Genomic DNA, 25,532 nt, shown 5'->3' on the forward strand with positions numbered 1-25,532 from the left:
GTATTTGGCCGCAAATGAACGCAAATAAGCGCAAATAAATCTCCTGGTTGGCATTGTTGCAGGCGTCACCCGAATGGTGAACGTGCAGCAAAGGCCAAGCCTCTGATTATTTGCGTCAATTTGCGTTCATTTGCGGCTAAACTGCTTTTTTGGGATAACCAGGAAAGTGCTCATGTCAAAGTGAAGAGGGGCGACGCTCAGTCTGGAACGGCCCATCAGGGGTCGGATTCGGCCCGCGCAGCGGACCCGACGGGGACCGCGCGGCGGCGACGCACCAGCGGCATGACGACGTAGCCCGCGAGGGCATAGGCGAGCGCGGCGCCGCCCAGGGCTTGGAGCAGGGGCCGCGCCAGGGGGTAATCGCCCCCGCCCGGGAGCAGCGAGATGGCGCTGAGCGCACAGATGGCGACCAGGGTCAGATGGACCCCTGGCTTGCTGGCCAGCGCACCCCAGCGCGCTGCCAGGCGGGCGCCGATCCAGGCCGCCAGCACCCCGCCCGCGAGCCCGAAGGCCACGTCCACCGGCCAGTGTACCCCCACTGCCACCCGGCTCAGGCCTACCAAGGTGGCCAACAGGACCCACAGCACCCGGGTCTCGCTCCAGCGGGCGTAATAGACGAGCACGCCGCACAAGGCCCCGGCCGCCACGCTGTGGCCCGAGGGGAAACTCGCCCGCCGCAAGGCCGGGCCGATCAGGTTGAAATCCGCAAGCGGCATGACGGCCGACGGGCGGGCCGCGTCGAACAGTGGCTTCAGGCCGCGGCTGTAGGCGCTGGCCAGGATCGCGGCCAGCATCAGGGCCAACAGGACCCGCGGGTAGCGGCGGGCGAGGAACAGCCCGAGCGCAAAGGGCGCCGCATCCCCGCCGACGGCGGTGAGCCATTGCAGGACCCAGCCCGGGTAGCTGTCGGCGGCGGCGTTCAGCCCCGCGAACCCGGCGTGATAGCCGCCCGCAAGCCATAGCGTCAGGCCGGTGGTCAGACAGGCCAGTGCCCAGGCGGCGAGCCAGGCCCCCCCGCCGGGTGGGTCGAGGGGGGTGCGTGCCGCCCCGATGGCCAGCGCCCGCCGCAGATCAGACCCTAGCTCGCGGCGCCAAGTCGCGATCAGACCCTCAGTCACCGCGACGGCCGCCCGGTTGGGTCCCGCCGGTCGGGCGGACCTGTTCGCGTACCACCATCAGGGCGACCGGACCGCGGCGATAGACCAGATCGAGCCGCAGGTCCGGGACCGCGCGGGCGAGCTGGTCCAGCTTGTCCACGCGCAGAAAGACCAGCTCCCCGGGCCGCGGCGGGCGGTTGGGCGTAATGGCACCGCGGTAGACGCTGAAGCTCGGCATGGAGGTATTGAAGACCACCGTGGGCAGGTCGAGCCGCCGCGCGGTCAGGGCCGCCTCCTTGACCGGCGCCTGCAAGACCGCCAGTGCCCGCGGCGCCAGGACTCCGAAGACCAGCAGGCCCTGGACCACGCCGGCCAGGATCAGGCGCTGCCACAGCGGCGGCCGCGACCACAGAAAGAGCCCGAGCAGGGCCGCGCCCCCGGCCCACAAGGCATAGAAATAGGTCGGGTCCAAGAGGGCCAGGGCGTCGTTGTAGATCGCCACCTCGTGCGCCTTGCTGCTCAGTTCCCGCATCGTCTCGAGCGCCCGGGTCATCGCCAGCAAGGCGCCGACCAGCAGCAGGGGCGGGATGAAGGCCAGCCAGCGCCCGGTGAGCAGGTCGCGATGGCGCGCCATCAGGATGAAGAGCGGGGTGCAGCCATAGAGCAGGTAGTGCGGCAGCTTGGTGCCCGAGAATGAGAAGAAGACAAAGACGATGAGGAACCAGATCCACAGGAAGCGGTCCAGGGGGTCGGCCCAGGCGGCGCGCCAGGCCGGCAGCAGGCTCAGGAACCAACCGGTGAAGGGCAGGAGGATCAGGGGCAGCATCACGAAGTAATAGCCGAAGAAGCCGCCGTGCCCATGGATTGCCTCGCCATAGCGCGCGGCGTTGTGCTTCAGGAAAAAGCTCGCGAAGAACCCGGGGCCGTCGTCCAGATAGATCGCGAGATACCAGGGTCCGGCCACCAGGAGAAAGATCAGCCAGCCGAGCGGCGACAGGACCGCGCGCAGCCAGTGCCGCAGTGCCCCCTCGGACCAAAAGAAGAGCAGACTCGCCACCAGCGGAAAGAAGGCCGCCACCGGCCCCTTGGTGAGAAAGCCCAGCCCCATCCACAGCCACAGGCGCAACACCGGGGCGGCGCGGCGCCCCGCGTCCGGCCGCAGATAAAAGCGGTAGACCTCGAAGAACGCGAGCGCGATAAAGAGGTTCAGCAGCGAATCCGCGGTCGCCGCCTTGGCGATCAGTGACACCTGGAGCGACAGGGCCATGACCATCCCGGCCACATTGGCGGTGAGCGCGTCGAGCCGCTCGCGCACGAAGAGCCAGAGCGCCAGCACCCACAGTGAGGCCGCCACGGCCGATGGCAGCCGCAGCGCCAATTCGTTGAATCCGAGCACCTGGGTCGCTGCCGCTTGGACCCAATAGGTGAGTATCGGCTTGTCGTAGCGCGGCTCGCCGTCCCGGTGCGGGGTGATGTAGTTGCCGCTGGCGACCATCTCCCGGGTCGCCTCCGTGAAGGCCCCCTCGTCGAGGTCCATGAGCGGCAGGGACCAGATTTGCCAGAAGAAGGCGAAGACGACGATCGCCGCCAGCATCCAGGGGGAGGCGAAGGCGGCGTTGAGATAGTCTTGGAGGGGCTTCATGGGTGTGTCTTCCAGCCCGCCGCGGCGGGGTCGGTTTGGCTGCGGATGCGGTGGTGGCCCAGGTCGCTGGAGGCGTAAAAGGTGCGGATCATCAGCTCGGCCAGCACCCCGGTGGTAAGAAACTGGACCGCAGTGACCAGGAACAGGATCGAGATGAACAGCAGGGGCCGCTGGCCGATGTTCTCACCCTGTCCGAACTTGACCACCAGGAGCCACGCCATCATGGCCCCCCCGATGGTCCCGAAGACGATCCCGATCGACCCGAAGAAGTGCCCCGGGCGGGAGCCGAAGCGCAGGAAGAAGAAGGCCGAGAGCAGGTCCAGGATCACCCGGAAGGTCCGCGAGATCCCGTACTTGGAGGTCCCGAAGCGGCGCGCCTGGTGGCTGACCTCGGTTTCCCCGATGCGCGAGGGCGCCGTCACCCCGGCCATCCACACCGGGATGAAACGGTGCATCTCACCGAGCAGGGTCAGTTCCCGCACCACTTCCGCCCGATAGACCTTGAGGCTGCACCCGTAGTCGTGCAGGGCCACCCCCGTCACCCGCCCGATCAGCGCATTGGCGATGCGCGAGGGGACCTTGCGCAGCACCAGCGCGTCCTGGCGGTGGCGCCGCCACCCCTGGAGCAGGTCCAGGTCGCGCGCCAGCAACTCCTCGACCAGGCGCGGGATGTCGGCCGGGTCGTTCTGCAGGTCCCCGTCGAGTGTGGCGATCAGGACCCCGCGCGCCGCCTCGAAGCCCGCCTGCATGGCCGCCGTCTGGCCGAAGTTGCGGCGCAGCCGGATGACACGCACATGGGGACCAGAGCGCGTCGCCTCCTGCATCAGGCGCGCCCCGGTGCCGTCCCGGCTGCCGTCGTCCACACAGATCAGCTCCCAGTCCCCCCCATAGTCCGCCAGCCCCTGATGGGCGCGCGCCAGCAGGGGTGCGACGTTATCCACCTCGTCAAACAGTGGGATCACGACCGACAAGGCCGGGCGGGCGGCCGGTTCGGGGGTCTCGGGGCTGGTCATAGGGCGGGTCCGTGCAGGGCGGGTCTGAGTCGGGCGGGGGAACGCTAAACGCCCCACCGGAAAAGATCAACACCCGAACGCGCCCGCGCGAGTCCTCTTGTGACACCGCTCCAGCGGTTTCACGCCTGTGTCAGGCGCTCCGCGCCCCGGGCGTCGTTCAACGCCGCCAGGGGGCAGTCCGCATGAGAGACTAGGGGAACCGCACCGAGACCCCCATTGCCGCAGCCCCCATGACCACCCTCAGACTCCACCTGCGCCGCTACGGCGACCCCGCCGCCGACGGCCTCCCGCTGGTCCTGATCCACGGACTCTTCGGCTCCGCGTCCAACTGGCACGCCATCAGCCGCCGGCTCGCCGCCGGGCGCCGGGTCCTGGTGCCGGATCTGCGCAATCACGGCCAATCCCCCTGGGACCCGCGCATGGACTACCGCGCCATGGCCGCGGATCTCACTGCCCTCCTGGACGCCGAGGGCCTCCCCCGGGCGCACCTGGTGGGCCACAGCATGGGCGGCAAGGCGGCCATGTGGCTGGCCCTGACGGCGCCCGAGCGGGTGGGCTCACTGGTGGTCGCCGACATCGCCCCGGTCACCTACGCCAGCCGTCACGGCGCCCTGGTGCGGACCCTGGCCGCCCTGCCGCTCGGTGAGATCGCCGACCGGCGCGACGCCGACGTGCGCCTGGCCGCTACCATCTCCTCCGCCCCGGTGCGCGGCTACCTGCTCCAGAACCTGGTCCATGACCGCCCTGCTGCCGGAGTCGGCGGCGGCTGGCGCTGGCGCGTCAACCTGGAGGCGCTCGCCCAGTCCCTGGAGGACCTGCTGGGCTTCCCGGAGTCCGTCGGCCTGCAATTCCCCGGCCCCGTGCTCTTTCTCTACGGCAGCCGCTCGGACTATGTGACCGGCGAGGGGCTGCCGCGCATTCGCGCGCTCTTTCCGCTGGCGCGGCTGCGTAGCATTCCCAATGCCGGGCATTGGGTTTATGCCGATCAGCCGGAGGCGTTCGTCGCGGCGGTGGATGGGTTCCTGAAGGACTGAAGCCTCCAGTGGCAAACGGCTTGTTTCGGCCGTCAGGCTTCGGCCGTGGAGGTCCGCGCCGGTTCGGACGGCCTCGCCCCGCCCCGGCGATCTACCAGCTTGCAATCCCGCCGGTGTTGTCTGGCTCGCAGATCGGCCACCATCTCGGCGAGGCTGTGATGGTGCAGGGCGGCATAGGCATCGCGATTGCGCCAGACTTCGGTCAGGATTTCATCTTGGTACATCATCTTCAGGCTCCGTAAGAAGCTCCAGCGGCGTGCAGATTTCCGGACAGGAATAGCCCAGGCTGCCGCAGATAGAGCGAATGATCGGCTTGCGGGTTGCGTTGTCGATGTGGCGGCAATTCCAGGTGAGCAGAAAATCGATGCGGTGCACGGCGGCTACGGCAATATGCAGCGCATCGGCTTCTGCGGACTCGGGGATACCGCCTCTCGCGATCAATTGGCCGGCAAGCTCCTGCGCTTCCTCGTCGATGGGAAGCTCCGCGATCCCCTGCAACGCCTCCAGCCGGCGCGCGGCCGCTTCCGGATTCCCAGCCGATGCCTCGACAAGAACCAACTCGGACGTGAAAAGATCGAATCCCGCGCGTGCCTCGTCCCACCACTGCCCGGTGATCTGCTGCCAGGCGGCGGCCCTGATATCCCGACTTGGCCGGGCGGTCAGGTAGCTTGGGATCGAGGTCTCGATGTAGACGGTTTTCTTCATGTTTCCAGTCTGTTCTGCGTGCGGCCAAACTCGGCCATTACCCCGGACGAACCAGCAATCTGACCAGCGCTCGTTGCAGCAGGGAATCGGGCTTCGCGCAGATTCTAGCGGGCGGTTCTCGAAAGCAGCCAGCCTCGCGGTCAGTCGGAATTAATTCGAGCCCGGCCCAGCTTCTCTATCCGTGGGAGATACAGCGCTGTGTGATCAAGTCCTGCACCAACCTTAGCTCTACAATCAAGCTCTCGTCTGTCGGCGCCAGACTCGACGCCTGGGTCAAGATGACCTCGGACTCACTTAGGACGGCACAACCGAGTGCCATCGCTTCTTGGTTGAGGAGCAGCGCACCTAGCTGGTGCAATGTTTTTCCTTTGTTGCTCAGAACCAATGCATCACTCGAAGTGCGCCGTAGCGCAGCATCTAAAGCCTCAATGCTTTTCTCATAAGCAGATTTTGCCGCTGGCAAGTCTCCAAGCGATACGTAAAGCGCGCCGAGCTTATTCAAGGCAGAACCTTTGTTATTGTGAGCCACAACATATTCAGGGGCAATCTTTAGCGTCTCATCGCATGCGGCCACGGCTTCCAAGAAAGCGATTTTGGCATCAGAGTTATGCCCAGTCTTTGAAAAAATCATTCCAAGACCTACGAGAGCCCCAGCTTTCGTTGGATTTGCAAATACATGATTGGGATCCACTTTCAGCGTGTTGTCAAACCCGTGCACTGCGGACTGGTACGCTGAAATAGCTCCGCCATCATCTCCATGAGCCATCAAATGATCTCCGAGGAATCGCAGAACATTACCTCTGTTATAATGAAAGCGCGCGTCTCTTGGCGTCAACTTCAGCGCCGTTTCAAACTCAGCTATCGACGCATTGAAAAATTGTACGGCAGCATCTGGGTCGGAATTTGAAATCGATGCTGCTAGTCCAGCGAGGCCGATTCCCTTATGGGCGCGAGCAGGCGCAAATGTCGGATCGATTTCAAGTGCTTTATCGAAACTAAAGATCGCTTCGCGGTAATCTACGTCGGCGCGGGCTTTGTCGTCTAATCTCACCCGCAGGTCTCCTAGCCTAAACTGGGCAGAACCCTTGAGGTCCAGGGCATCTAGCAGGTTTGAATCACTCTGAAGCGCATCATCGCAGTGCATTATCGCGTCGCGCAGAGTCTGCTCAGCTAGTCGGTTATCTTGAAGGAAACCTGCGGACTCCCCGGTAAGCCAAGCAACGTTGGCGGCAGAAAGATCTGTCTTGAGCGTTAAAGCCACTCTGATATCAGTCAGTGCTTGGGCTACTCCATAACATGCCCCATTGACAGATTCGCGCATGATTGCGGTCCATTCATTATAACCGCGTTCCCAATTCTGCCGATTGGCGTGATAGATCACTTCGGCGATGGCGACCGGCTCGGTTTCGGCACGCTCGCGGTAGATGGCCTCCAGAGCGGCATGGGCCTGCTGCATTTGCGCCGGGTCCTCCTCGGCGAGCAGGCGCCGCAGCAGGTCATGGATGCGGTAGCGGTCGCGCTCGGGGCTGGTCCAGCAGAAAGAGAAGCGGGTGAGGGTCTCGAAGTCCGGCCGCTCGTGGCGGAAGTGCAGGCGCTCACCCAAGGCGTAGAAGAGTGCCTCGTCGAAGCCGCGGGCGGCGGCCAGTGCCTTGACCGCGTGGGCGACGGCCTCGGGGCAGTATCGCAACAGCCGCTCGACCATGGCCGCACGATGGTCGGTGTGCTCAGGGGCCACGGCAAAGGCTGCGGCGGTGAGACGTTGCCCCCGTTTGTTCGCCAAGCAGAAGATATCGGCAGCGAGTCCGAGATAGAGCGGGTGGACCTGATCCTCGGCGACCTCGGCACTGCGGATCATGGCCTCGATCAGTGCCTCGTCTTGGGCGGGATTGGGCTGGTCCGCGGCGGATGCGACGACGAGAGGGCCGCAATCCTCGGCTGGGTCGGTGAAGTTGGCCGGAGCGAGTGCCCGGCAGAGATAGTCGCGGGCGTCGGCCCGGCCCCAGTGTCCGACCAGTTGGCAGTCGATGCGTTCGGCTTCGATCTTGTCCGCGACGGCCTCGGCCCAGCGCGGCGGCTCGCGGCCGGCAATGACGACGACGATACCGCGGTTGGGCTCGCCGATCGGATAGAGCCCATTGACGAGTCGGCGCAGCCAGGCGTCCTCATCAAAATAGGACTGCCGGGACCGGGACTGTTCGCGGTCACCCCCCAGAAGGCCTCGTGCGTGTCGAACAGCAGCACCAGGCGCGGCACGGCCCCGGGGCGCTGCATCCAGACGTTGAGGTCGTTGGCAAACAGGCGCGGCAGGGCGTTGAGTGCGTTATCCAGGGCGCTCGGGTCGCGGTCGGTATCGAACAGGGTATCGAGCCGCTTGCGGGTCGCGGCGTCGATGCCGCGCTGCGCAAGCAGGAGTTGCAGGTTGCCCTGCCAGTCGGGGGCGACCACCTCGAGGCCCCGCGCCAGCAGATTGAGGATCGGGCCTTGATCGGCCGTCAGGAAATCGACACCGGCACCCAGCGCATCCAATTCCTCTACCGGGAGTAACTGCTTGAGTTGATCGGCACTGAGACGATCGGTGGCGCGCAGCCAGCGGGTGACGGCATAGTCGAAGGTCGGCAGCTTGAAGCCGGACTTGGTCAACTGCTTGCGCAGCATCAACAGGGCGGGCCAGGCGTCCTGGGGGTTCCCCTCGCTCGCGTCGGTCGCCGCGAAGTCGTGCCAGATGCAGGGGACCTTGATGCTGTCCCCCGAGCCGTCCGCGCCGACCAAGGCGCGATAAGCGTCGAGACAGGCCTGGTGGCCGACGCGGGTGTCCGGCTGGCCGTCGCAATGTGCCCACTCATCCGGCGGCAGGAGGCGGCAGAACTGCGCGCGCAGGTGCTTGAGCAGCAGTGACTTACCGGTGCCGCCGTCGCCATGGAAGAAGATCGGCCGCGGTTCGGGCGGCCGGGAGTGCAGATAGTGGGCGAACCGCCGCCGCTCGCTCAGCCGGTCGGTGAATAGGTCCAGTGCCCGGGGATGGGCGGTCAGGCTCGCTTGGTCGTCGCCGGGCATGGATGACTCCTGGAGCACTCGGGGCATTAGAGGGCTTTGCGGGGTGAAATCCGCGGAGGTTACGAGGCGGATTCTAACCGGGGATTGCCTTTCCCGCGCGCGACGGCAGTGCCCGAGGCGAGGGGCTGCTGCGGTACTACCGGAAACGCAGGGCATCCGAAGCGCCCTCGACGGTGTGCGAGGGGCTGGCGCGGCGTTCGGTCCGCACAGCGGACCCTACGGCGCCCGTAGGGTCCGCTGTGCGGACCAACGACCTCCCGGCGAGCGCCGTGGCCGGGACCACGATTGAGGCCAGCGCACGAACCGCCGCCCGCGCGCTCCCCGCCACGCCGGGGGCAGTCTATACTGCGCCCTTTTCCGCATTCTAAGGGCAGATTCGATGGCAAAGGGCAAGATCAACAAGGTGGTGCTGGCCTACTCAGGGGGCCTGGACACCTCGGTTATCCTCCGCTGGCTGCAGGAGAACTACGGCTGCGAGGTGGTGACCTTCACGGCCGACATCGGCCAGGGGGAGGAGGTGGAGCCGGCGCGCGCCAAGGCGACGGCGGCCGGGGTCAAGGAAATCCATATCGATGATTTACGAGAGGAATTCGTGCGGGACTTCGTGTTCCCGATGCTGCGCGCCAACGCGCTCTACGAGGGCGAGTACAAGCTCGGCACCTCGATCGCCCGCCCGCTGATCGCCAAGCGCCTGGTGGAAATCGCGGTCGCCACCGGGGCGGACGCTATCTCTCACGGGGCGACCGGCAAGGGCAACGACCAGGTCCGCTTCGAGCTGACCGCCTATGCGCTCAAGCCCGACATCCAGATCATCGCCCCCTGGCGGGAGTGGGACCTGCTGTCGCGCGAGAAGCTGCTGGCCTATGCCGAGACCCATGGCATCCCGGTCGAGATGAAGCGCGACGGCACCAAGTCACCCTACTCGATGGATGCCAACCTGCTGCACATCTCCTACGAGGGCTATGACCTGGAGGACCCCTGGGTCGAGCCCGGCCCCGATATGTGGCGCTGGACCGTCGCCCCCGAGCAGGCCCCGGACCGCCCGACCGAAATCACCCTGAGCTTCGCCGGCGGTGACTGCGTGGCCGTCGATGGCAAGACCCTGAGCCCGGCGGACCTGCTGGCCGAGTTGAACCGCATCGGCGGCGCCAACGGCATCGGCCGCGACGACATCGTCGAGAACCGCTTCGTCGGCATGAAGTCGCGCGGCTGCTACGAGACCCCCGGCGGCACCATCCTGCTCAAGGCGCACCGCGCCATGGAGTCCCTGACGCTCGACCGGGAGGCGGCGCATCTCAAGGACGAACTGATGCCCCGCTACGCGAGCCTGGTCTACAACGGCTTCTGGTACAGCCCCGAGCGCCTGATGCTCCAGGCCGCCATCGACCAGACCCAGAGCGTCGTCAACGGCGAGGTGCGCCTCAAGCTCTACAAGGGCAACGTGCTGGTGGTCGGGCGCCGCTCCCCGACCGACAGCCTGTTCGACGCCTCCATCGCCACCTTCGAGGAGGATGCCGGGGCCTATAATCAGGGGGATGCGACGGGGTTCATCCGGCTCAATGCGTTGCGGCTGCGGGTGGCTGGGCGCAAGCGAGGCTGAGCCTTTGGGGCCTGGGGCGGCGGCGCCTTGGCCGCTGCCGGTCCTGGGTCACGATGCCCACCCCAAGCGATTTGGTCTCGGAGGACGACGCATGCTGACTCGAGTCAAACTGAAGAATTTTGGCCCGCTGAATACTCTTGTCACTCCAGCAAATCATTCTAAAATCTCGCGAGCAAGACAATGTCTTTGGTTTTGATGACACTTATCTGGATTTGGCTAGGGCGCTCCGGCAGCAGACAACGAAAGGCAAGAACTATGCTGAATTCGCTGCGTCACGATCACGTCTCGAAAAACTGCTTGGGGGCGTGGTTGAATATGATCAGGCGTCGGGCCGCTGGCAGTTCGTTACGGGTCGCCAACGGTTTCCGATCGGTGTGACGGCCGAAGGGATCAAGAAGATCGCGATCCTCGACACGCTGCTCGGCAACCGGTATCTCGATCCAAGCTCGATCGTGATCATTGATGAACCTGAGTCCGCCCTGCATCCTACCGCTATTTCGGAACATGAGCTTCCTGCATCGTTTAAAGTGCTCGATCTGGCGAAGGCAGACTTTCGGCTGGTGCTGGTGATTAAGGGAGACCCGAGTCCCTGGCCTGAAGCATGGCTGCCGCCCATCAAAGATGAGCTGGCGTTAAGGCTCCAGCCCCTGGTCAACACCTGGCGACTCTCGCCAACAGCCGTGATGGTCTTCAACGAAGCCTTGGCAAAGCAATACGGATTGATTCTTGGCCAGCCTTCAGCTTCAACGCCAGCCCAAGGCTGAAGCCTTGGACTCCAGAATAGACCGTGGGAAACCAACGGTGAGGACCGACCCATGAACCAGATCGCCGCCCGTCTCCTTCCCGATGGCCTGGAGCCGGCCTGGGACATCGCGCGCCTGTTCCCGCCGCAGGGGGGATGGAGCGAGGAGGAATATCTCAGCCTGCCGGGGAACCATCTGACCGAATTCGACCATGGGCGAGTCGAGGTGCTGGAGATGCCGAGTGAGTCCCATCAACTGTTGGTGGCGGCGCTGTACCGCGCGCTGATGGCATTTGTCGGTGTATCGCGGCTCGGCACGGTCTTGTTTGCGCCCTTTCCCGTCAAGCTTTGGGAGGGTAAGCTGCGGGAGCCGGATATCGTTTTCATGCGCCGCGAACATGCCGAACGCCGCCATGACAAATACTGGCAAGGCGCCGATCTGGTGATGGAGGTCATGAGCACCGATGACCCTAAGCGGGACCGCGAAACCAAGCGGCGCGAGTACGCGATAGCGGGGATTCCCGAGTATTGGCTGGTTGACCCGACGCGCCAGACCATTACCGTCTTCATACTTGCCGCCGATGCCGATTGTTATACCGTCCGCGGTGTCTATGGTTGCGGACAAGAGGCGGCGGCCGAGAGCCTCCCGGGCTTTGTTATCGACGTGCGGGCGTTGTTTGAGAACGACCTCTAGCGCCCCATTCGATCGCAATGTATTGGATAACCAGCGAAATCAACAGGCTCAACCGGCTCGTCTACCGGCTCTTGACCAATGCCCCATAGGCACCACTGGACAAAAAGACCCCCAAGGTCACCGCCGCAATGCCGAAATAGTCTGCGGGCCTCGGCACCTCCCCGAGCAGCGGTATCGCCGCCAGCATCGCGAGCACCGGCACCAGCGAGGCGAAGCTCGAGCCCAGGGAGGCCCCGAGGATGCTCACGGCCTTGGTGTAGGCAAAGAGCGAGATGATCGCCACCAGGACGCCCTGATAGAGCGTCTGGATCGCCACGGCATCCCAGGGCGCCGCGGTGATACGGTGCGGCAGGAGCATGACGTAGACCGGCAGGTACCAGGCGGCGGACACCACCGAGACCACCGCGGTTGCGTGCAGCGCGGTGAAGCCTTTGGTGCCGGCGCGGCGCATCGCCACGGTGAAGCTGGCCCAGCACAGTGCGGCCAGGAGAAACAGGAGCTGTCCGCGCCAATTGCCGGAGGCCAGGTCAGTCAGACCGGTGCCGACCAAGATCACGATGCCGACTGGAATCAGCAGCAGTCCCGCCCGGCGCGGCCCCGCGATACGCTCGTGCAGGAAGAGGGTCGCGAGCAGTGCGGCCCACAATGGCATGGTGCCGGGGATCAGTGCACCGGCCTGCGCCGCCGGTGCGAACTGCAGGCCGGCCGAGGAGATGAGTACATAGGGCACGCCGGCGCCGGTACAGATGACGGCGAGCAGCGGCAGGCCGACCCGGCGGACTCCCAGCCCGTCGCGGATCACGATCGGCAGCAGCAGGGCGCCCGCGCAGCCGAACCGCAACGCGGTGATGTCGAAGGGGGAAAGGGAGGTCGTGACGCCATAGCGGGTCAGCAGGATCCAGCCCACCCAGATCGAGATGGCAAAGAGCCCCCACAGGGCCCCGGTGATATAGGATGAACGCTGCAGGGGGATGGCGAGCGAAGACATGGGTGGGCAGTGACCGCGGATGTCGGAGAAGAGGCGCAGGGCGAACCAGCAGAGCTTAACCCGTCGCGTGGAAACCCGAAAGCCGCGCGGCCGGGATGATCGATGACTCCAGAAAAAGCAGTTTAGCCGCAAATGAACGCAAGTGAACGCAAATAATCAGAGGCTTGGCCTTTACTGCCTGTTCGCCGTCCGGGTGACGCCCGCGACGATGCCAACCAACAGATCTATTTGCGCTTATTTGCGTTTATTTGCGGCCAAATACTCTTCTTAGGATGACTCAAGGCCGCCCGCCGTCGGGGACAATCCGCAACAGGCGCCCATCCGGCTCGTCCGTCAGCACATAAAGGTACCCATCCGGACCTTGGCGCAGGTCCCGCACCCGGGCGCCGATGCTGAGCTTGTCCTCCCCGACGGCCCGCTCGCCGTCCAGGGCGATGCGGCGGACTTGGCCGAACTTGAGCGCACCGCTGAAGAGGTTTCCGCCCCAGCCCGGGTAGCGATCCCCGCTGTTGTAGGCGAGCCCGCTGGGTGCCTTGGACGGGACCCAGACGAGTTTCGGGTCGATAAACCCCGCCCGGCTGGTCTCCTCTGAGACCCTGGGTCCCGAATACTCCAGGCTGTAGGTGACCAGGGGCCAGCCGTAGTTGCCGCCGCTGGTGATGAGATTGAGTTCATCCCCGCCCCGGGCGCCGTGTTCGGTGGCCCAGACCCGACCGGTTTTGGGGTCCAGGGCCAGGCCTTGAATGTTGCGGTGGCCCAGGGTCCAGACCTCGGGCCTGGCGCCCGGTCGGTCGGCCATGGAATTGCCGGGGAAGGGCTTGCCGTCCTGTGTCAGCCGCAGGACCTTGCCGAAATGGGTGCCGGGGTTCTGGGCCTGGTTGCGGATGTTCGCCCCGGCGAAGGCGACCGGCGGGTTGCCGCCGTCGCCGACGCTCATCAAGAGCGACCCGTCCGGCAGCCACAGGAGGCGGGAGCCGAAGTGCTGGCCGCCGGCCTTGGTGTCCGCGTTACGGAAGATGACCTGGACATCCTCCAGGCGGTGCCCCTGCAGGCGCCCGCGCGCCAGGGCGGTGCGGTTGGCGTCCCGGGTGCCCTCGGAAAAGGTGAAATAGACCAGGCCATTTGCGGCAAAATCAGGGTGCGGCGCGAGGTCCAGCAGTCCGCCCTGACCATAGGCCAGCACCTGCGGCACCCCGGCGATCGGCTCCGGGTCCAGGCGGCCGTCGCGCAAGACCCGCAGCCGCCCCGGCCGCTCGGTAATCAGGGCCGAGCCGTCCGGCAGCCAGGCGATGGACCAGGGGTGTTCGAGCCCGCCGACGACGGTCTCCAGCCGCCAGCCGCGCGCCTCCGGGACCTCGCCGCTGATGGGTGCGGGGCCGCTTGGGGGCGCGCAACCCGCGATCTGCGACCACCCGAGCAGGGTCAGGGCAAGGACTAGCGAGGGTCTCATAGGTTCAAATGGCAGCCGTCGATGGCAGTTCCGACGGCGACTCACCCCGGGCCAGGAGGTCGTCGAAAGGGTCCGGCCCCTCACGCTGGTGGCCGGCGGCGGCCAGGCGCCCCAGGTAGTCCCGCCAGCGCGCCGGCCAGTCGCGGCCGAGCTGATAGAGATACTGCCAGTCGTAGAGCCCGGAGTTGTGGCCGTCATCGAAATAGACCTTGAGCGCGTAGGCGCCGATCTGCTCCAGCCTGGTGATGCCGACCTGCTCCTTGCCGACCTGGAGCCGCGCGGTCTGGGCCGAGTGCCCGCGCACGGCGGCGGAGGGGGAGTGGACCCGCAGGTATTCGCACGGCAGCCGGAAGCGGGCGCCGTCGTCATAGACGATCTCGAGCACCCGGGAGCGCTGATGCAGGTTGATTTCGGTGGGGAGGCGGCGCGTCTCCATCCTCGGGTTCCTCGCAATAGTCATCGTTGCGAGATTGGGCCGCGGGGGGCCGACACCAAGGTCGGCCCCGTCGCGTCGCGGCCGGGAACCTCGCTCAGGTCCGGGTAAAGCGCTCCGTGCGCGGGAAGGCCTGACCCTGGGCGTCGAACAGATAGCAGGCGTCGGTCGGCACGCCGATGTCGAACTGACTGCGGGGGGTCCCCGGCGTCTCCGGGCGCACCTTGACGGTGAAGTCCTTGCCGCCGACGTCCAGATAGATGAAGGTCTCGGCCCCCAGGTGCTCCGCCACCAGGACGGTGCCGGTGATCCGGTTGTCCGCCCGCGGGTCGTCGAGCAGGACCGTGTGCTCGGGCCGGATGCCGACCTCCACCTGATCCCCCGGGCGCGCCCGGCTGGTGTCCACGCCGGCGGTGATGCTGACCCCGGTGTCCAGCTTGATGCGCGTGCGGCGTGCATCGGGCGCCTCGATCATGCCGCCCAGGAAGTTCATCTTGGGCGAGCCGATGAAGCCCGCGACAAAGCGGTTGGCGGGTTCGTGATAGAGATCGAGCGGCGGGCCGAACTGCTCCAGGTTGGTCGTGGCGCCCTCGGCCAGTGGGCTCAAGACCGCGATCCGGGTGGCGAGTGTCATGGCCTCTACCTGGTCGTGGGTGACATAGATGGTGGTGGAGCCGCGCTCCTCGTGCATCCGGGCCAGTTCGATGCGGGTCTTGACCCGCAGCGCCGCGTCCAGGTTCGACAGGGGCTCATCGAGCAGGAAGACCGCGGGGTGTTGCACCAGCGCACGGCCGATGGCCACGCGCTGGCGCTGCCCGCCGGACAGGTCCTTGGGTTTGCGCTCCAGGAAGGGATCGAGCCCCAGCATGGCGGACGCCTGCGCCACCCGTTCGCGGGCGGTTTGCTTGTCCACCTTCTTGATCTTGAGTCCAAAGGCCAGGTTCTCCCGCACCGTCATGTGCGGATAGAGCGCATAGGACTGGAATACCATACCGACGCCGCGCTCCACCGGCGGCACCTCGTTCATGCGCCGGCCGCCGATGAAGAGGTCCCCGGAGGTGATATCGTCGAGCCCGGCAATGGCCCGCAGCAGGGTCGACTTGCCGCAGCCGGAGGGGCCGACGAACACCACGAAGTCGCCCTCCTTGATGTCCAGGTTGATGTCACGCAGTACATCCCGCGCCACCCCCGGTTGGTAGTTCTTGACCAGGTGCTCGATCTTGACGTCGGCCATTGCTCTCATGCTCCCCAGGGACTGATTCGACTCTACGATACCGCAAGCACTCCTAGCCCTTGACCCCGCCCGCGGTCAGGCCGCCCACCAGCCAGCGCTGGGCGAGCAGGAACACCAGGGTGATGGGGAATCCCGACAGTACGGCGGCGGCGGCGAAGTCCCCCCATTTGTATTCCTGTGGGTTCAGATAATATTGCGAGCCCACCGCCAGGGTCAGCTTGCTCTCGTCTTGGAGCAGGATGGAGGCGACCGGGTATTCGGTGATGGCGGTGATGAAGGCCAGGATGAAGACCACAGCCAGGATCGGCACGGACAGCGGCAACAGGATCAACCGGAAGGCCTGCCAGGGGGAGGCGCCGTCGAGTGTGGCGGACTCCTCCAGCGACTTGTCGATGGTCTCGAAATAGCCCTTGATGGTCCAGACGTGCAGCGCAATACCGCCCAAATAGGCGAAGATCAACCCCGGGTGGGTATTGAGCCCCAGCGGCGGGAAATAGTCGCTGATGCGGCTGAACAGGGCGTAATAGGCGACCAGTGCCAGGACCGCCGGGAACATCTGGAAGACCAGCATCGCCTTGAGCAGCAGGCTGCGTCCGCCGAAGCGCAGGCGGGCGAAGGCATAGGCGCAGGTGGTGGACAGCGCCACGATCAGCACGGCGGAGGCGGAGGCCACCTTGACCGAGTTCCATAGCCACAGGAGCACCGGAAAGGGCGGCGGGATAGTCCGCCCGGACTCGTCGACGATGGACATGCCGAGCGCGAGCCGCCAATGGTCGAGCGTGGGGTGGCTCGGAATGATGTCACCCACGGCGAAATTCCCGGTCCGAAACGAGATGGCGATGACCATCAGGAGCGGGAAGATGATCAGGGCGAGCCAAGCCCACAGGAAGACGTGGGCCGCCAGTTTGCGGTAGATGATGGATTTCGCTTGCACCATGGCCATTGTGTCGCACTCCCGCGGTCTTTCGGTCAGGTCGGCCGGTCGACCCGCATGATCTTGATGTTGATGAGCGCCAGCACCCCGACCATGATGAAGATCAGGGTCGCGATGGCGGACGCCAGGCCATAGTCCTGGCCGGAACCCTCGAAGGCGATGCGATAGGTGTAGGTCACCAGAAGATCGGTGGTGCCCGCCGGGGTCTGGGCGCCGATGATGTCCGGGCGTCCCTCGGTCAGCAACTGGACCAGGACGAAGTTGTTGAAGTTGAATGCGAAGGACGCGATCAGGAGCGGGGTGAGCGGCTTCATCAGCAGCGGCACCGTGATGCTGAAGAAATCGCGGATGAAGTTGGACCCGTCCATGGCCGCGGCCTCGTAGAGGTCGGACGGGATCGCCTTCAGGAGCCCCATGCACAGGATCATCATGTAGGGGTAGCCGAGCCAGGTGTTGACGATCAGGAGCATGGTCCGGGCGAGCGTGGGGTCATTGAACCAGGCCGGCTTGATACCGAAGATCTGGCTCAGCAGCACGTTGATCTCGCCGAAGTTCTGATTGAAGAGGCCCCGGAAGACCAGGATCGAGATGAAGGCCGGCACCGCATAGGGCAGGATCAGGAGCAGGCGATAGAGCCCGCGGCCGGCGAGTGACTCCCACTGCACCAGGGCCGCCAGGACCATGCCGATGGCAAGTGTGAAGATCACGGAGAGCAACGAGAAGGTCAGGGTCCAGCCGAAGATCTGCAGGAAGGGCCCCTGGACCCCGGGGTCCGTCAGCACCCGCAGGAAATTCTTCCAACCCACGAATACGCTGAATCCGGGGGCAATGCCGGGCCCGGTGAACTCGCCCTCTGGCGTGAGTGCGCGATAAAAGCCGCTTCGCATGTCCGGCGCGATGCGCTCTTTGGTCTGTTGGTTGACCAGGATCAGACCATCCCCTCCCTGGGCGCTCGGCAGCACCTGATAGAGGGGCCGGATGGCGGAGAATTGCCGCAGCCCGCTCATGCGCAGGTCCGTGTGGTTCGGCAGATGGGCGCGGACCTCTTGAAGCACCCCGCGCAGGCGCACCAGGTCTCTGATCGGCAGCGGCTCGGCATCCAGCGGGGCCGTCGCCGGCAGCAGGTCGACCTCGATTGCGGCCGTGCTCGCCGGCGGCTGGGCACCCGCGTCCGGCACCCGCAACTCCACCGGCGGGCTCAGGAATCGTTCACCATCGGCGGCGGTCAGGGCCAGGCGATAGGTGTTGGTACCGGCGCCGTAGAGGGCGAAATCGAAATTCTGATCCGCAATCTGGAAGCTCTGCGACAACTGATAGGCCCGGGCCCGCTCGAAGGTCAGGATATTGGTGGCGCTGTAATTGGTGAAGGCGATCCAGATCGTATAGGCCAGCGGAAAGACGATGAAGATGAACATGGTCGCCACACCCGGGAAGATGTAGCGGTGGACATAGGCGCCAGGGGCGGAGAAGACATAGAGTCCGGTGGCGACCAGAATCAGGGTCACCAGGGCGAAAATGGTCTCGCCCTGAATGTACATCAGGGTCACGGCGTAGAGATTGACCAGCCCGATCACGCCGAGAATCGCCCATTTGAGCCAAGGCGTCGCGGGGCGCGCCGGTGTCGCGTTGGCCTGACCGGCCGCGGATGCTGAAGCCATGCTGAACCTCACCGTTCCCAATCAATGCAGGGTCGCGCCGCCTGGCGGCGCTGCTGTGCCACCGCTACGCCCGTATTTCCCCTCGATCCACTCGCCCGCGCGCGGGAATCGCGCGGGCGAGCAGGCTATTTGACGACGCGGGTGGCGGCGTCGTCCAAGGCCGCGTCGACCGGCTGGCGACCGGCGGCCACGTTCTTGAGCGCTCCCTCCAGGTTGCTCCAGTATTTGATCATCTCCGGGACACTGGGCATCGGCTCGCCATTCTTGGCATTCTCGTAGGTGACCTTGATCCGCTCGTCCGCGGCGAGCTGTGCCTGAAATGACTTGAGGGTGACGGCGCCGAGCGGCTTGTCGTCATTCATCGCCTTGAGCCCCTCGGGGGTCAGGAGATACTCCTCCAGGAACAGGGTCGCCAGGTCCTTATTGGGGCTGGCGTTGTTGATGGCGCCGCCGAGGACGCCGACGAAGGCGCGGGCCGGTTTGCCGCCCAGGGTCGGGAGCTTGGCCAGGCCGTACTTGATGCCGCTCTTGCTCAGGTTGTCCCAGGACCAGGGGCCATTGATGGTCATGGCCGCCTCCCCCTTATTGAATTTGGCCTCGGCGACCCCGTAGTCCAGGCCGCGGGGCAGGTGGCCCTGTTCGATCAGGTTGGCGACGAAGGCGACCCCCTGCTTGGAGCCCGCATTGTTGATCCCGGTGTCCTTGACGTCGAAACTGCCGTCCGCGCGCTTCTTGAAGGCATAGCCGCCTCCGGCCGCGAGCAGGGGATAGGTGAAATAAGGGGTCTCATAGGCCCAGAGGATGGCGTGCTTGTTGTCTTTCTGGAGTCTGGTGTCCAGCGCCGCCATTTCCTCGAAGGTCTTGGGTGGACCGTCCGGCAGCAGATCCTTGTTATAGATCAGGGACACCGCTTCCGCGGCGATAGGGTAGCCGTAGACCTTGCCGTCGATGCTGACCGCATCCCAGGCAAAATCATCGATTTTGGCACGCATCTGGGCACTGGGATTGAGCGGCGCGATGAGACCGCCCTTGGCCCATTCGCCGAAGCGGTCATGGGGCCAGAACATGATGTCCGGTCCCTGGGCATTGGAGGCGACCTGCTGGAAGCGCTGCTCCACGTTGTCCGGGTGGGAGACCTCGACCGGTACGCCGGTATCCGCGGTGAAGCGTTTGGCGACCTCGGCGAGACCGTTGTAGCCCTTGTCGCCGTTGATCCAGAGGGTGAGCTTGTCCTTTTCGAGGGCCGGGGCGGCGCTGGACAGGGCGAGTGTCGCGGTGGCGACGGCCAGGGTGACGAGTCTGTTCACGTTCGTTGTCCTGCCTCTTGCTGGTTGGTCGGCGCCGGATGCCGACGGCCTGGCGCGGGCGTTCGGGAAGCGGCCCCGCGCCGGTGTGAAACCCACTCTTGTTATCGTCGACAGGCGCCGGGAGGCTCACGGGCACCCCCGTCGGCCCCTCGCGGGAACCGCCCGTCGGCCGAGTATAGCCCATGGTCATTGTCCGCGAAACCGGGCTGATGAACGATCTGGGTCAGTGCCGAAAAACGACGCTGCCTGTTGTGTGACCGCGACATTTTTCCTTTCCGCCCTCGCCGGGAGGCTGGGGACGGCCGCAAGCTGGCCTCGAAAATACTTGCAAAACATGCCTCGACAACTCGTTCTTTAGGGTCTACATTAAGGGTCAGGCGATTGTGTGAAAAACGCAACGTCGGAGGAAGGGTCTGGGGAATCGGTCGAGCCCGTGCCGGGCGGCCGCTCCGGCGCCTGGCCAGCGCACCATGATCTCGACCCGCGGTGATGCGTGCAGCCGCAAAGGTTCCTTGCGGTTGCCGCGTCTCGCGCCACGGGTGGGCACGCAGGCCCCCCGTACGCGCCCCGCGGCAGGTCCCGCCCGGCGGGATGATCATCCGAATTTTTGGGGGAATATCGATGAAAGCTCGCGTGTTGACGGCGGCCTTCGCCGCCTGCCTGGCGTCAGGTGCGCTCCCGGCCGAGGATGCGGCCAAGAACTACCTGCCGGACTTCCACGGCTATCTGCGTTCCGGGCTCGGTGCCACCAGCGGCGGCGGGGACCAATCCTGCTTCCAGTCCAATGGCGCCGACAGCAAATACCGCCTCGGCAACGAGTGCGAGACCTACATGGAGATCGTGCTCGGCAAATCGCTGTGGGAGCAGAACGGCCAGAGCTTCTACATCGATACCCGCATCGCCTACAAATCCGGGCAACAGAACGACTGGGAAGAGGACCCGGGCGACGGCTCCGGTTCCAACAGCGACTCGATCTCCGGTGATCGCGCCGTCGCCGCCCACCCGTACCGGGACTCGGTGGTGTCGCTGCGCGAGGCCAACGCCCAGTTCCGCGGCGTGATTCCCGGCCAGAAGCGCTCCAACCTGTGGGCCGGCAAGCGCTTCTATCAGCGCCACGATATCCACATGGCGGACTTTTACTATTGGGATATCTCCGGCCCCGGGGTCGGCCTGGAATATTGGACGCTGGGCCCCGGGGACCTGTCGGTGGCCTGGATCCGCAACACCGACGGCGCCTGGGCCAACGGTCTGGGGACCGATTTCTGGGCTACGGACGGCATCCGCCCGAACGTCGTCAATAACGTCGTGAGCCTGCGTTATGCCAACCTGAAGACCAACAAGGACGGCAGCCTGGAGCTGGGCGCCGAGTGGGGCGGGGCCGATCTGACCAACGGCCAGAGAAATTATCTGTTCGTCAACGCCGATGACGAGGTCTATCAGCGCGGTTTCGACAATCAGAACGGTTGGATGTTTACCGCCGAGCACACCCAGGGCAACTGGTTCGGCTCCGGCTACAACAAGTTCGCGGCCCAGTATGCCAACGGCAGTATGGCCGCCACCGGCAACAACGACACCCACAGCCACAGCTTCTCCAATGTGAACCGGATGTGGCGGGTCATCGACCATGGGGTACTCGTCTTCAACAGCCGCATCGCGATGATGTACGCGACCTGGTATGAGTCGAAGAAATCGATCGACGGCGGCACCAAGGATTGGTTCTCCATCGGCATCCGCCCCCAGTACAACTGGTCGGATACGATGAACACGACGCTCGAGGTTGGTTATGACAATGTGGCCTTCGGGCACGACTGGGCCGGCTATATCCCGGACCCTACCCAACCGGACTATATTGCGAACTGCGCCGAGCGCAACAACCACTGCGTCCTGACCAAGGTGACGCTGGCCCAGCAGTGGCAGGCGGGCCCGAGCATCTGGGCACGTCCGGTGCTGCGTCTGTTCGTCACCTACGCGGATTGGAACCAGGGTAACTACCCCCAGACCCCGGGTATCATCCCGATCAGGGATACCACCGGTACCACCTTCGGCGCCCAAGTGGAGGCCTGGTGGTGAGGTCCTTGCCGCCCCGGTCGGCCGGGGCGGCGGCCGCATCTTCGGGGGTGTCGTGCGGCGGTCCCGGCCGCCACGGCACCGACAGCGTTCTTAACCAGTCCTGGAATCCCTCATGCCCAGATCTCTTACCGTCACCGCGCTCGCCCTTGCCCTGGTGACCGTCGCCGGCTGCGCCGGTTCGGGCAAGACCACCTGGGTCGCCCCCCTGGAGTCGCGCTCGCCCATGTATACGGCAGTCAGTCCGAGCGCCGCCGCGAGCCTCGCGACGCTCTCTGCCGTGCGGGTCTGTTGCGACACCCTCTCGGCGCTGCACTATCAACCATTGAACACCGGGGACAGCGAATTTTTCAAGCTCGACGCCAATTCGCAGGCCTTCGCGTTCGCGACCGGCAAGAGCCTGCTTGCCGCCTTCGTGATCCCGGATGAACTGGAACGTGCCACCCTCACCATCGAGGCGATCGCCGGGGCCACGGTCTTCGTCCCCACGGTCCTGATCCTGGATCGGGACTTCCGGGTCAGCCGCGCCATCGATTCCAGCAATTTCAAATACACCCCGGCCGGTTTCATGGAGCCCCAACGCCTGCGGGGCAAGGTCTATCTGGACCGCCGTCAGGGGGGGGAACTGGCGGCCGAGAAGTACCTGATCGTCTTCACGACGGATAAGGACCTGCGTGGCTCGACCCGGATGATGAGCGAGGCCAGGCTCTATGCCCGCGCCCATGGCCTGGTGGACCCCGGCCTGCCGGACCCCATCGCCCAGCACGCCGCCACCGGGGTGTTCCGGATGGGGGTGGGGGACCTGGAGGTTTCCGCCGCCTCCACCACCCAGTATGTCAGGCAGCAGCAAGGCGCGAGCCGCTATGTGCCCCCGACCAGCGCCGTTGCCCCAGCGCCGCGGCCGGCGCGGCCCGCGGCCCAGCCAAGCGCCCGCGTGGCCAAGGCCGGCGCGCAGCCGATGCTGAAGGAGACCCAGACCATGTACGACCGGATGATCCAGCAATCCGTCGCGCTGGGTGACATGGACCGCGCCTGGCGGCTGGTCCAGGAGGCCGAGCGGGCCGGCTCTACCACGGCGCGCGCGACCTTCGTCGGCGCGGTGGAGAACAAATAGGGGCCACGGGAGCGCGGGTGCGATCAGAACTGATGTGGTGACCGAGATCCCGGGTACGCTGTCGTTGTCGTTGTCGTAATCGTAATCGCAATCGAATAATCCGACCACGATTACGACAACGACAACGACGCCCGGTCCGTGAAAACGTCCGGTCGCTGTAGCTGTAGGGTACGCGATGTGTACCCTACGATATGTGCGTTAACACATCAGTTCCAGTCGCACCCCGGGGGCGCCCGGGCACAATGAAATTTCGGCTTTTCCCAGGTCTTCGGTAGACTCCCCGGCCTAGTACCTTCCAACCCCCGGAGTCGTCCATGCACCGCACCAGCGGCATCCTGCTGCACCCCACCTCCCTCCCGGGTCCCTTCGGCATCGGCGACCTGGGGCCGAGCGCCCACCGCTTCGTCGATTTCCTCACCCAGGCCGGCCAAGGGCTCTGGCAGGTCCTGCCGCTCGGGCCCACCGGTTACCGGGATTCCCCCTACCAGTGCATCAGCGCCTACGCCGGCAACCCCTTGCTGATCAGTCCGGAGTCCTTGCTCGCGGCCGGTTGGATCGACCCCGCGGACCTCGAACACCCGGACTTTCCGGACGCGGCCGTGGACTTCGGCCCGGCCCACGCCTGGAAGGGTGCCCTGCTCGATCGTGCCCACCAGGGTTTCCTCACCCGCGCCGACCAGGGCCAGCGCGACGCCTTTGCCCGCTTCCAGGAGGAGCACCGCGACTGGCTGGTCGACTACAGCCTCTTCAGCGCGCTGAAGAGCGCCTTCGACCTGCGGCCCTGGACCGCCTGGCCAGCGCCGCTGGCGCTGCGTGAACCGGCAGCGCTCCAGGCCTGGGCCCAGGACAACGCGCCGCAGATCGAGCGCGAGTGTCTGGTCCAGTTCCTTTTTTTCAGCCAGTGGTCGGCGTTGCGTGACTATGCACACGAGCGCGGCGTCCACCTGGTGGGCGACATGCCGATCTTCGTCGCCCACGACTCGGCCGAGGTCTGGACCCATCGCGAGTGGTTCCAACTGGAGCCGGACGGCCAGCCCACCGTCATCGCCGGGGTCCCGCCCGATTATTTCAGCCCCACCGGCCAGCGTTGGGGCAACCCGCTCTACGACTGGCCCGCCCTGGCCGCCGACGGCTACGGGTTCTGGGTGCAGCGTCTGCGCCGCCTGCTGGGGGTCACGGACCTGGTGCGGGTGGACCACTTCCGCGGCTTTGCCGCCTATTGGGAGGTCCCGGCGAGCGAGGAGACGGCGGTCAACGGGCACTGGGTCCCGGGTCCCGGGATGGACCTCTTCAACGCCCTGCGTGACGCCCTGGGAGGGGACCTGCCGCTGATCGCCGAGGACCTGGGCGTCATCACCCCGGACGTCGAGGCCCTGCGCGACGGGCTTGAGTTGCCGGGCATGGCCATCCTCCAGTTCGCCTTCGAGGATACCAGCGAGTGTTTCGGACACTGCCAGTTCCTGCCCCACAACCACCGACCGCGCCAGGTGGTCTACACCGGCACCCACGACAACAACACCATCGGCGGCTGGTGGTCGGAGCAGGCGGAGCCGATCCGCTCCCTGGTCTGCCGCTATTTCGACATCGACGGCAGCGAGCCCCACTGGGCCTTCATCCGCGCCGCCCTGGCCTCGGTGGCCTCGCTCGCCCTGTTCCCGCTGCAGGACCTGATGGGCGCCGGGGCCGCGGCGACCATGAACCGCCCCGGCACCGTGCAGGGCAACTGGGTCTGGCGGTTCCGTGAGGAGGACCTGGACCCCGCCGCGGCCGACCGACTGCGCGACCTGAGCCGTCTGTTCTGCCGGCGGCCCTATCCGCCGGCCGGGGGCTGAGCCCGGTCGGCGTCGCTCAGGTCGGCCGCCGGCTCAAGGCAGTTGCACCAGCGAGGGCGCCGACCAGCCGGGGGCGCGGTGCTCCGCGATCACCGTGGTATCGATCCCCCCGCGCAGGTTGAAGTCCGCCGTCAGGCGCATAAAGCGGGGTCCGGTGGCCGCCACCAGGTCGTCTAAGATGCGGTTGGTCACCGCCTCATGGAAGGCGCCCTCGTCGCGATAGGACCAGACATAGAGCTTGAGCGACTTGAGCTCCACGCACCGCTGGTCCGGGATGTACTCCAGGGTGAGTTCCGCGAAGTCCGGTTGACCGGTCTTGGGGCACAGGCAGGTGAACTCCGGGACGCGGATGCGGATGGTGTAGTCACGCCCGGGTTGCGGGTTGTCGAAGGTCTCAAGGGACCGGCTGGGGGCACTGGGCATGGGGGCGTCTCCGAAAGTCGCGGGATTCAGGTCGGCGGCGTGGGCCGCGGGGACAAGGCGCAAGTGTACCTGTCCGGGCGGAACGGCGGCCCGCCAATCCACGCTCCATACAGGGTCGAGTGCTCTCGGATCGCCGAGTTGCACTCGCCGACGGGTCGGGGCCCGAGGCCCCGACCCTTGGGCTGGGGCTGTTGTGAAAGGGTGCTGGAGCGCTCGCGGAGTTGAGGTTGCCCAGACTCAGGGCCCCGCCGCTCGCCTGGATCAGGGTGGTGGCGGTGCCGCCGCCGACAGCAGGCCGTTGCCGCCTGAGATTGGCGATGTTGTCGGTGCTCGTGATGGCGTTGCCGTTAAGGGTAAAGGCCCCGGCCCCTGCCAGGAAGCTGATCCCGGCGCTGGAGCGGCCCGACAGGTCGTTGTTGCAGGGCATCGCCGTTGATCGGCAGGGGAGAGGACGGCGTCGGCGCCGGGTTGCCCCAATTGGTGTTGAGCGTACTCGGGTTGATGTATCCCC

The 25,532-nt window shown here is 65.7% G+C and carries 22 protein-coding genes; 7 read left to right on the top strand and 15 right to left on the bottom strand.

The window, feature by feature from the left end:
- Positions 1-215: 215 nt before the first annotated feature.
- The 3 genes from THSYN_RS00215 to THSYN_RS00225 are packed head-to-tail and all read right to left on the bottom strand — an operon-like array spanning position 216 to position 3,752.
- On the bottom strand, positions 216-1,118 hold the full coding sequence (locus THSYN_RS00215) for a phosphatase PAP2 family protein (RefSeq protein WP_236848754.1): 903 nt from the start codon (positions 1,116-1,118) through the stop codon (positions 216-218).
- Positions 1,111-2,739, bottom strand: a complete 1,629-nt coding sequence (locus THSYN_RS00220; RefSeq protein WP_100917357.1) for an ArnT family glycosyltransferase — start codon at positions 2,737-2,739, stop codon at positions 1,111-1,113. Before THSYN_RS00220 ends, THSYN_RS00215 begins: the two co-directional genes overlap by 8 nt.
- Positions 2,736-3,752: a glycosyltransferase family 2 protein gene (locus tag THSYN_RS00225; protein WP_100917358.1), complete on the bottom strand. Its 1,017-nt coding sequence runs from the start codon at positions 3,750-3,752 to the stop codon at positions 2,736-2,738. Before THSYN_RS00225 ends, THSYN_RS00220 begins: the two co-directional genes overlap by 4 nt.
- A 230-nt stretch (positions 3,753-3,982) precedes the next feature.
- On the opposite strand from THSYN_RS00225, the gene THSYN_RS00230 reads away from it, so the two are divergent.
- Positions 3,983-4,786, top strand: coding sequence for an alpha/beta fold hydrolase (locus tag THSYN_RS00230; protein WP_100917359.1), 804 nt, complete (start codon positions 3,983-3,985; stop codon positions 4,784-4,786).
- 32 nt (positions 4,787-4,818) lie between these two features.
- On the opposite strand, the gene THSYN_RS00235 is transcribed toward THSYN_RS00230, so the two are convergent.
- The 4 genes from THSYN_RS00235 to THSYN_RS00250 form a co-directional block, all read right to left on the bottom strand.
- Positions 4,819-5,013, bottom strand: coding sequence for a hypothetical protein (locus tag THSYN_RS00235; protein ID WP_157817372.1), 195 nt, complete (start codon positions 5,011-5,013; stop codon positions 4,819-4,821).
- On the bottom strand, positions 4,997-5,491 hold the full coding sequence (locus THSYN_RS00240) for a type II toxin-antitoxin system VapC family toxin (protein ID WP_100917361.1): 495 nt from the start codon (positions 5,489-5,491) through the stop codon (positions 4,997-4,999). The genes THSYN_RS00235 and THSYN_RS00240 overlap by 17 nt, the downstream gene beginning before the upstream one ends.
- Positions 5,492-5,666: 175 nt before the next feature.
- Positions 5,667-7,346, bottom strand: coding sequence for a tetratricopeptide repeat protein (locus THSYN_RS00245; RefSeq protein WP_100917362.1), 1,680 nt, complete (start codon positions 7,344-7,346; stop codon positions 5,667-5,669).
- An 8-nt stretch (positions 7,347-7,354) separates the two neighbouring features.
- Positions 7,355-8,545 (bottom strand): hypothetical protein, encoded by a 1,191-nt coding sequence (locus THSYN_RS00250; RefSeq protein ID WP_100917363.1) that lies wholly within the window; start codon positions 8,543-8,545, stop codon positions 7,355-7,357.
- Between the two features lie 379 nt (positions 8,546-8,924).
- Here THSYN_RS00250 and THSYN_RS00255 point away from each other — a divergent pair, with 379 nt between their 5' ends.
- The 3 genes from THSYN_RS00255 (at position 8,925) to THSYN_RS00265 (ending at position 11,581) form a co-directional block, all read left to right on the top strand.
- Positions 8,925-10,145, top strand: coding sequence for an argininosuccinate synthase (locus THSYN_RS00255; protein WP_100917364.1), 1,221 nt, complete (start codon positions 8,925-8,927; stop codon positions 10,143-10,145).
- Positions 10,146-10,282: 137 nt separating this feature from the next.
- Positions 10,283-10,909 carry an AAA family ATPase gene (locus THSYN_RS35110; protein WP_216644649.1) on the top strand — a complete coding sequence of 209 codons (627 nt, stop codon included), beginning with the start codon at positions 10,283-10,285 and terminating at the stop codon, positions 10,907-10,909.
- Between the two features lie 51 nt (positions 10,910-10,960).
- A complete protein-coding gene (locus THSYN_RS00265) occupies positions 10,961-11,581 on the top strand; it encodes a Uma2 family endonuclease (protein ID WP_100917365.1) in 621 nt (206 codons plus the stop codon).
- Positions 11,582-11,642: 61 nt separating this feature from the next.
- Here THSYN_RS00265 and THSYN_RS00270 read toward each other — a convergent pair whose 3' ends face one another.
- The 7 genes from THSYN_RS00270 to malE form a co-directional block, all read right to left on the bottom strand.
- A complete protein-coding gene (locus THSYN_RS00270) occupies positions 11,643-12,569 on the bottom strand; it encodes a DMT family transporter (protein WP_100917366.1) in 927 nt (308 codons plus the stop codon).
- Positions 12,570-12,846: 277 nt separating this feature from the next.
- Positions 12,847-14,019: a PQQ-dependent sugar dehydrogenase gene (locus THSYN_RS00275; RefSeq protein WP_100917367.1), complete on the bottom strand. Its 1,173-nt coding sequence runs from the start codon at positions 14,017-14,019 to the stop codon at positions 12,847-12,849.
- A gap of 4 nt (positions 14,020-14,023) precedes the next feature.
- Positions 14,024-14,455 carry a gamma-butyrobetaine hydroxylase family protein gene (locus tag THSYN_RS00280; RefSeq protein WP_100917368.1) on the bottom strand — a complete coding sequence of 144 codons (432 nt, stop codon included), beginning with the start codon at positions 14,453-14,455 and terminating at the stop codon, positions 14,024-14,026.
- 94 nt (positions 14,456-14,549) lie between these two features.
- Entirely contained in the window at positions 14,550-15,686 is a 1,137-nt protein-coding gene (locus THSYN_RS00285) for an ABC transporter ATP-binding protein (RefSeq protein WP_100917369.1), read from the bottom strand.
- Positions 15,687-15,738: 52 nt separating this feature from the next.
- Entirely contained in the window at positions 15,739-16,629 is an 891-nt protein-coding gene (gene malG / locus THSYN_RS00290; protein ID WP_100917370.1) for a maltose ABC transporter permease MalG, read from the bottom strand.
- Positions 16,630-16,655: 26 nt separating this feature from the next.
- Positions 16,656-18,278: a maltose ABC transporter permease MalF gene (gene malF, locus THSYN_RS00295; RefSeq protein ID WP_100917371.1), complete on the bottom strand. Its 1,623-nt coding sequence runs from the start codon at positions 18,276-18,278 to the stop codon at positions 16,656-16,658.
- 125 nt (positions 18,279-18,403) lie between these two features.
- Positions 18,404-19,585 (bottom strand): maltose/maltodextrin ABC transporter substrate-binding protein MalE, encoded by a 1,182-nt coding sequence (gene malE, locus THSYN_RS00300; RefSeq protein WP_100917372.1) that lies wholly within the window; start codon positions 19,583-19,585, stop codon positions 18,404-18,406.
- Positions 19,586-20,206: 621 nt separating this feature from the next.
- Here malE and lamB point away from each other — a divergent pair.
- The 3 genes from lamB (at position 20,207) to malQ (ending at position 24,598) form a co-directional block, all read left to right on the top strand.
- Positions 20,207-21,655, top strand: a complete 1,449-nt coding sequence (gene lamB / locus THSYN_RS00305; RefSeq protein WP_157817373.1) for a maltoporin — start codon at positions 20,207-20,209, stop codon at positions 21,653-21,655.
- 112 nt (positions 21,656-21,767) lie between these two features.
- Positions 21,768-22,766 (top strand): MalM family protein, encoded by a 999-nt coding sequence (locus tag THSYN_RS00310; protein ID WP_100917374.1) that lies wholly within the window; start codon positions 21,768-21,770, stop codon positions 22,764-22,766.
- A 314-nt stretch (positions 22,767-23,080) separates the two neighbouring features.
- Positions 23,081-24,598, top strand: a complete 1,518-nt coding sequence (malQ, locus tag THSYN_RS00315; RefSeq protein WP_100917375.1) for a 4-alpha-glucanotransferase — start codon at positions 23,081-23,083, stop codon at positions 24,596-24,598.
- A 33-nt stretch (positions 24,599-24,631) separates the two neighbouring features.
- Here the strand turns inward: malQ and queF are convergent, their stop codons facing one another.
- Positions 24,632-25,021 (bottom strand): preQ(1) synthase, encoded by a 390-nt coding sequence (queF, locus tag THSYN_RS00320; protein ID WP_100917376.1) that lies wholly within the window; start codon positions 25,019-25,021, stop codon positions 24,632-24,634.
- Positions 25,022-25,532: the final 511 nt, after the last annotated feature.

It is taken from the genome of Candidatus Thiodictyon syntrophicum, from assembly GCF_002813775.1.
Taxonomy (GTDB): Bacteria; Pseudomonadota; Gammaproteobacteria; order Chromatiales; family Chromatiaceae; genus Thiodictyon; species Thiodictyon syntrophicum.